General features: G+C 37.7%; 6 protein-coding genes and 1 riboswitch. Of the genes, 3 read left to right on the plus strand and 3 right to left on the minus strand.

Features of this window, described 5'->3' with window-relative positions:
* Nucleotides 1-311: 311 nt before the first annotated feature.
* The 3 genes from CBG25_RS05980 to rppH form a co-directional block, all read right to left on the minus strand.
* On the minus strand, nt 312-1,163 hold the full coding sequence (locus tag CBG25_RS05980; RefSeq protein ID WP_290605297.1) for a thymidylate synthase: 852 nt from the start codon (nt 1,161-1,163) through the stop codon (nt 312-314).
* 53 nt (nt 1,164-1,216) lie between these two features.
* On the minus strand, nt 1,217-2,137 hold the full coding sequence (gene lgt / locus CBG25_RS05985; protein WP_290605299.1) for a prolipoprotein diacylglyceryl transferase: 921 nt from the start codon (nt 2,135-2,137) through the stop codon (nt 1,217-1,219).
* A gap of 212 nt (nt 2,138-2,349) precedes the next feature.
* Nucleotides 2,350-2,880 carry an RNA pyrophosphohydrolase gene (gene rppH / locus CBG25_RS05990; protein ID WP_290605300.1) on the minus strand — a complete coding sequence of 177 codons (531 nt, stop codon included), beginning with the start codon at nt 2,878-2,880 and terminating at the stop codon, nt 2,350-2,352.
* 112 nt (nt 2,881-2,992) lie between these two features.
* Nucleotides 2,993-3,104: riboswitch (TPP riboswitch) on the plus strand.
* A gap of 103 nt (nt 3,105-3,207) precedes the next feature.
* Between rppH and thiB the strand changes: the two genes are divergently transcribed.
* From thiB to thiQ, 3 genes are read left to right on the plus strand one after another with little or no spacing between them, the layout of a single operon-like run.
* Entirely contained in the window at nt 3,208-4,197 is a 990-nt protein-coding gene (gene thiB / locus CBG25_RS05995; RefSeq protein ID WP_290605306.1) for a thiamine ABC transporter substrate binding subunit, read from the plus strand.
* Entirely contained in the window at nt 4,170-5,774 is a 1,605-nt protein-coding gene (gene thiP, locus CBG25_RS06000; protein WP_290605302.1) for a thiamine/thiamine pyrophosphate ABC transporter permease ThiP, read from the plus strand. The genes thiB and thiP overlap by 28 nt, the downstream gene beginning before the upstream one ends.
* On the plus strand, nt 5,767-6,444 hold the full coding sequence (gene thiQ / locus CBG25_RS06005; RefSeq protein WP_290605304.1) for a thiamine ABC transporter ATP-binding protein ThiQ: 678 nt from the start codon (nt 5,767-5,769) through the stop codon (nt 6,442-6,444). The genes thiP and thiQ overlap by 8 nt, the downstream gene beginning before the upstream one ends.
* Nucleotides 6,445-6,571 lie beyond the last annotated feature (127 nt).

Genomic DNA, 6,571 nt, shown 5'->3' on the forward strand with positions numbered 1-6,571 from the left:
AACGATTATCTCGTAACAGCCGCTCTTTGTTGATCATTTCAAACCTTTATTCTCTAAGTTAAACCTCTTTTTATTCTCAATAGCGTGACAAAAAATGCAAGTCTCTATTCAGCAACTAGTTTATAGAAGGGAAACAGATCTATTAAAAAATTTGTATTACAAAAAAGTGGGGAGCAAAGATAGAAACGCCTCCCAGATTTTAATGTTTTTAGTGGCTATTTATTAATTAAACCATAATATTAATTAAAAACAGCAAATAAGATGGTAGTCACCTTGTTCATGTTAATGATTAAGGCAACCCACAAAAAATGTCATACCGTAAATGGATATTTAATTGCATCATGATATTGGTAACCAATGGCTTCAAAATCATCACTAGTCACCCAGGTTTCAATATCTTTTAATGTTTTAATATTAGGATTAATACGCAGTTGCGGCAAAGAATAAGGAGTACGCTTCAACTGGATATCACGCATAATCGAAAGTTGATTTTCATAAATGTGAGCATTCACTATCTTATGGTAAGCCTTACTTGGTTTGTGACCCGTGATCTGAGCAACCAGTGCCAGTAAAACAAAACATTGAATTTGATTAAAGTTTAGTCCCAAAGGAACATCACAACTACGTTGATATGAAGTTAAATAAAGCGTATCAGCTAGCAGAGAAAAAGTGTGCGTATGCATACAAGGGCATAAACAACCTAATTCAAACTCACCCGGATTGTAAAAAGTGATTATCTCGGCACGATCATCTATTCCTACCGAAAGGTTGCTAATAATTTTTTGCAGCTGATCTAAATAAGTACCATCAGGCCGTTGCCATGAACGCCCCTGAACGCCATAAACCCGTCCCATGTCATCTTCACCTTTACGGTTCGGATTATTGAGCCATGCCTGATTTTCATTCGCATTGGCATTCCATGTATTACAGCCAATATCACGAAATTGTGCAGCGTTAGAATAACCTCTTAGATAACCTAATAATTCAGCAATAGCCGCTTTATAAAAACTTTTGCGAGTCGTAATTAAAGGAAACTGGTTATTTGCGACATCATATTCAAGATCAGCATTGATAACCGTTAAACACCGAACTCCTGTGCGTTTATTTGCTACCCACTGACCTTTATCAATAATACGCTGACATAAATCCAGATATTGTTTCATGATTATTACTCGCTTAGAATCTATTATTTAATACTATAAATAAAAACACTGTATTAAAATTTTCTGCTACTTACTCTTTTCTGCCTTGCTAGTAATGGAATAGTCCGTGTCCGTACAAAATGGTTATCTTTCTTATAGGCCCAGATCATCATTAAAATACCAATCATTATCATAGGGACTGACAAAATTTGTCCCATACTTACACCACCAAATAGCCCCAACTGCGCATCCGGCTGACGGAAAAATTCAACAAAAATACGGAAAGCCCCATAACCAATCAAAAACAATCCTGAAACACTGCCCATTGGGCGTGGTTTACGAATAAACAGATTCAAAATAATAAATAAAAAGATCCCTTCAAAAAACATCTCATAAAGTTGGGAAGGATGTCGTGGTAATACGCCATACTGCTCTAAAATCGGTAATAAAGAAGGGTCTTGACTAACAATCTGAATGTCTTCTGCTCGTGAGCCTGGGAATAACATTGCCCATGGTGTGTCTAATGTTACACGTCCCCAAAGTTCACCATTAATAAAATTACCAATACGTCCCATACCTAATCCAAATGGGATTAATGGGGCAACAAAATCGGCAACTTGAAAAAAATGGCGATGGGTTCTGCGTGCATACCACCACATGGCGCATATCACACCAATTAACCCACCATGAAAAGACATTCCTCCGTCCCAAACTTTAAATAGATACAAAGGATTGCTCAGGAAGGCCGGCAAATTATAAAATAAAACATAGCCTAAACGTCCACCGATAAAGACACCTAAGAAACCAATATAGAGCAGATTTTCAACTTCGTTTTTGGTCCAGCCACTATTTGCTTTTCCGGCTCTCAGTTTTGCCAACCATAGAGCGAAAACAAATCCCACCAAATACATCAAACCATACCAATGAAGGGCTACTGGACCAATCGAGAATATAACAGGATCAATATCAGGAAACACAATATAACTATTATTCATCGTCTCCACTCTTTAGTTTTATAGAGCTTGATAGAATTGCATGACTGCATGCGGTTTAAAATCTAATAGTATTTATTGATTAAATTCATCAACAAATCTATCTAATGCATACTTTGGCTAGTAAACTTTCCAAAAAATAAACAAAAGTAGCTTTCACTACTCTCACTTCGCTTTCAAAACGACAAAAGTTGACTATTAAACGCTAAATTTATTTAGCCACGTTTACGCCTATAGGTATGGCTTTTATTTGATGTCATTGCTCTATTTTGCAGTGACATAACCATCGGAGCAAATTCTTTCATAACGCGCCGATAAACATCGCGTTTAAAAGAAACAACCTGACGCACAGGATACCAATAACTCACCCAACGCCAACTATCAAATTCAGGCGTTTTACTTGTTTGCACATTAATATTATGTTCATTACAAACCAATTGTAACAAAAACCAACGTTGCTTTTGCCCTATACAAACTGGCTTTGTGTCCCAACGCACCAAACGTTTAGGTAATTTGTAACGTAACCAGTTCCGGGTAGACGCTAATATTTTAACATCTTTACGATCCAACCCAACCTCTTCGAATAATTCCCGATACATTGCCTGTTCTGGCGATTCTTCAGGATTAATGCCCCCTTGAGGGAACTGCCATGAATGTTGCCCATAGCGACGAGCCCATAATACCTGGCCCTGCCGATTACAAATTACAATTCCTACATTCGGGCGGTAGCCATCATTGTCAACCATCTGACTACCTCGTTAAAAATTTAAAAGATAACTTATTGTTTCATACTACTCTATATGGTAAGCCTTTATCAAATATAGTATTTGCAATTATAAGATAACATCTTACAATAAGGCCATCTCAACGGGGTGCTAGCTATGATTAATATTGTTAATAGCTGGCTGAGAAAAACTCGTCGAACCTGATCCGATTAACATCGGCGTAGGGATTTGAGCCACTCTAATGATTTATTCATCAATAAATAGCTTCATTACTGTCCATTCCTCAGATCCTTCCTAGAGCATCACTTTTATTTAATTATATAGGAGAACTCAGTATTGAAGAATGTACTGCTAAAAATAGTTAGTATTGGTTTAATTTGTTGTTCAGCTTTCGCTCTCCAGGCAAAACCTATATTAACCGTTTACACTTATGATTCCTTTATCGCAGATTGGGGGCCAGGGCCTACAATAAAGCCTGCCTTCGAACAAATCTGTCACTGTGAACTGAAGCTAATTGGCCTAAGTGATGGAGTTGCGTTATTAAATCGCCTTAGAATGGAAGGAAAAAATAGCCCAGCTGATATTGTGCTCGGACTTGATAATAACTTAATTGATCTAGCAAAAAAAACGGGCTTATTTACTGAAAGTAAAATTGACATCAGTCAACTGAAATTACCCATAAAATGGGATAACAATATTTTTATCCCTTACGGTTATGGTTATTTTGCTTTTATTTATGATAAGACGCGGATCACTGAAGTGCCTAAAAGTCTTGATGAACTTATTAATAGCCCCCAGCCATGGAAAATTATTTACCAAGATCCACGTACCAGTACACCAGGTTTAGGGCTATTACTTTGGATACAAAAAATTTATGGGCAAAACAGTACTCAGGCTTGGCAAAAAATAGCCAAAAAAACCGTAACCGTTACTAAAGGTTGGAGCGAATCATATGGATTGTTTTTAAAAGGTGAAAGCGATTTTGTCCTCAGTTATAGCTCTTCACCAGGTTTTCATCTGTTAAATGATAAAAAAAATAATTATGCTGCGGCACTATTTAGTGAGGGGCACTATCTGCAAATTGAAGTGGCGGCCCAATTAGCAACCAGCAAGCAGCCTAAACTAGCTCAACAATTCATGCAATTTATGCTATCACCAACGTTCCAAAAAACGTTACCGACAACCAATTGGATGTATCCAGTCATTGATATACCCTTACCCGACGTTTATCAACAAATACCTGTGCCAAAAAAATCATTACAATTTAATGCAGAAGATATTACTCAACATCGCAATCAATGGATCAATTTATGGCAAAATGCCGTCAGCCACCAATAGGGAGTTCACTTTGGCCTGGCATAATTGTGTCCGGCCTATTAATCGCTATTGCGGTAGTTACTTTCAGCACTTTATGGTTACATGCCCCGCAAATAAGCTGGCAAGAATTTATTGATGACAGCTATTTATGGCATGTCATTGGCTTTACATTTTGGCAAGCATTACTATCGACCGTCTTATCCGTTATCCCTGCAATATTTCTCGCCAAAGCCCTTTTTCGACGCCATTTTCCAGGTCGGATACTGTTTTTATGCTTATGTTCGATGACACTGGTATTGCCAGTACTAGTGGCCATTTTTGGCTTATTAACCGTCTATGGTCGGGTGGGATGGATTGCTCAATTTTGTCAATGGTTAGGTATTAATTACCAATTTACCCCCTACGGCCTAAAAGGCATTTTATTAGCACATGTCTTTTTTAATTTACCATTAGCTATGCGGATGCTGTTGCTTGCGCTAGAGAATATTGCAGTTGAGCAACGTCAGCTTGCCGCACAACTCGGCATGAACCAATGGCAACATTTTCGGATTGTTGAATGGCCTTATCTTAGGCGACAGATTTTACCAACATCGGCCCTGATTTTTATGTTGTGCTTCGCCAGTTTTGCCACCGTACTGACGCTTGGCGGGGGGCCTGCTGCAACCACCATTGAACTCGCTATCTATCAATCATTAAGTTATGATTTTGATCTCAATAAAGCTGCTTTGCTGGCTCTGATCCAACTTTTTTGCTGTTTAGGGCTAGTATTATTAAGTCAAAAATTAAATGTTGTCTTTTCCGTCGGTGCTAGTCGACAATTGCGGTGGACAAATCCAGCTAATAGTCGATGGCAGAAATGGTGGGATACATTACTGATTAGCATGACCCTACTTTTCTTAATTCCGCCTTTCTTGGCTATTATCGTTGATGGTTTAAACTTAACGCTATTACACGTGTTACAACAGCCTGGCTTATGGCAAGCAGGCATTAATTCGATTTTTATTGCTATTAGTGCTGGAGTACTTAGTATTATTCTTACTATGATGTTGCTTTGGAGTAGTCGTGAATTACGTCTGTGCCGCTCAATACTGCTTTATCGAACTTTCGAATTAAGTGGATTATTAATACTTGCAATGCCAGGCCTAGTTTTAGCTACCGGCTTCTTTTTATTGCTAAATAATACTATTAATTTAACCTACTCGCCTTATGGTTTAATCATCTTGACGAATGCTTTAATGGCTATTCCTTATGCCTTAAAAATATTAGAAAATCAGATGTATGACTTAGCTGAACGCTATAATTTATTATGCCTTTCATTACAGATCAAAGGCATAAATCGACTAGTTCTAATTGAATTAAAAGCTTTGAAACGTACAATAGGACAAGCCTTCGCTTTTACCTGTATACTCTCAATAGGTGATTTTGGTATTATTGCACTGTTTGGTAATGAGAACTTTCGTACCCTACCTTATTATCTCTATCAACAATTAGGCTCTTACCGTAATAATGATGCGGCAGTTACCGCGTTATTAATGCTATTACTTTGTTTCAGCTTATTCAGTTTATTAGAATATTTATCAGGAAAAGAGCATGATTAAATTAGATCAACTTGTCTATTGTTATGAAAATATAACAATGCAGTTTGATTTTCAAGTAAATAGAGCTGAAAGGGTGGCTATATTAGGCCCTAGTGGAGCAGGGAAAAGTACTCTACTGGATTTGATCGCTGGATTTCAATATCCCAAACAGGGAAAAATTTGGCTAAATAGACAAAATCATACTGCTACACCACCCGCCAAGCGGCCAGTTTCTATCCTTTTTCAGGAAAATAATCTCTTTTCTCATTTAACTGTTTGGCAAAATATTGCGTTAGGCATTTCACCAAGTTTAAGATTAGAAAGAGCTCAACATCGCGCAGTAAAACAGATCATAGAACAAGTTTCTCTTAATAATTGTATCACTCGTTTACCTGCACAAATATCAGGCGGGCAACGCCAACGTACTGCGTTAGCACGTTGTTTGATCCGCCAAAAACCGATTTTATTGTTAGATGAACCTTTTTCTGCTCTCGATCCAGCTTTACGTAATGAAATGTTAACATTACTTAAACAGGTGTGTGATGAACGCCAATTAACCTTACTAATGGTTTCCCATAATTTGGAAGATGCTAGCCAAATAGCAACTAGGTCTATCGTAATTGCAGATGGAAAAATTGCCTATGATGGTCAACCAGATTGTTTAATTAATGGGGCACCTCGAAAAACCTAAGCCGAGTTTGATTTTGCTGATAAAGTTATCGGAAGCTGGTCTACTGAGCTAACCACCATGAAGAAACGCAGCGCCATTAAGAATGACCTCTTTGCAAACCAGTATCACCAACAGACGATCGACAAGT

Source organism: Arsenophonus sp. ENCA, from assembly GCF_002287155.1.
Classification (GTDB): Bacteria; Pseudomonadota; Gammaproteobacteria; order Enterobacterales; family Enterobacteriaceae; genus Arsenophonus; species Arsenophonus nilaparvatae.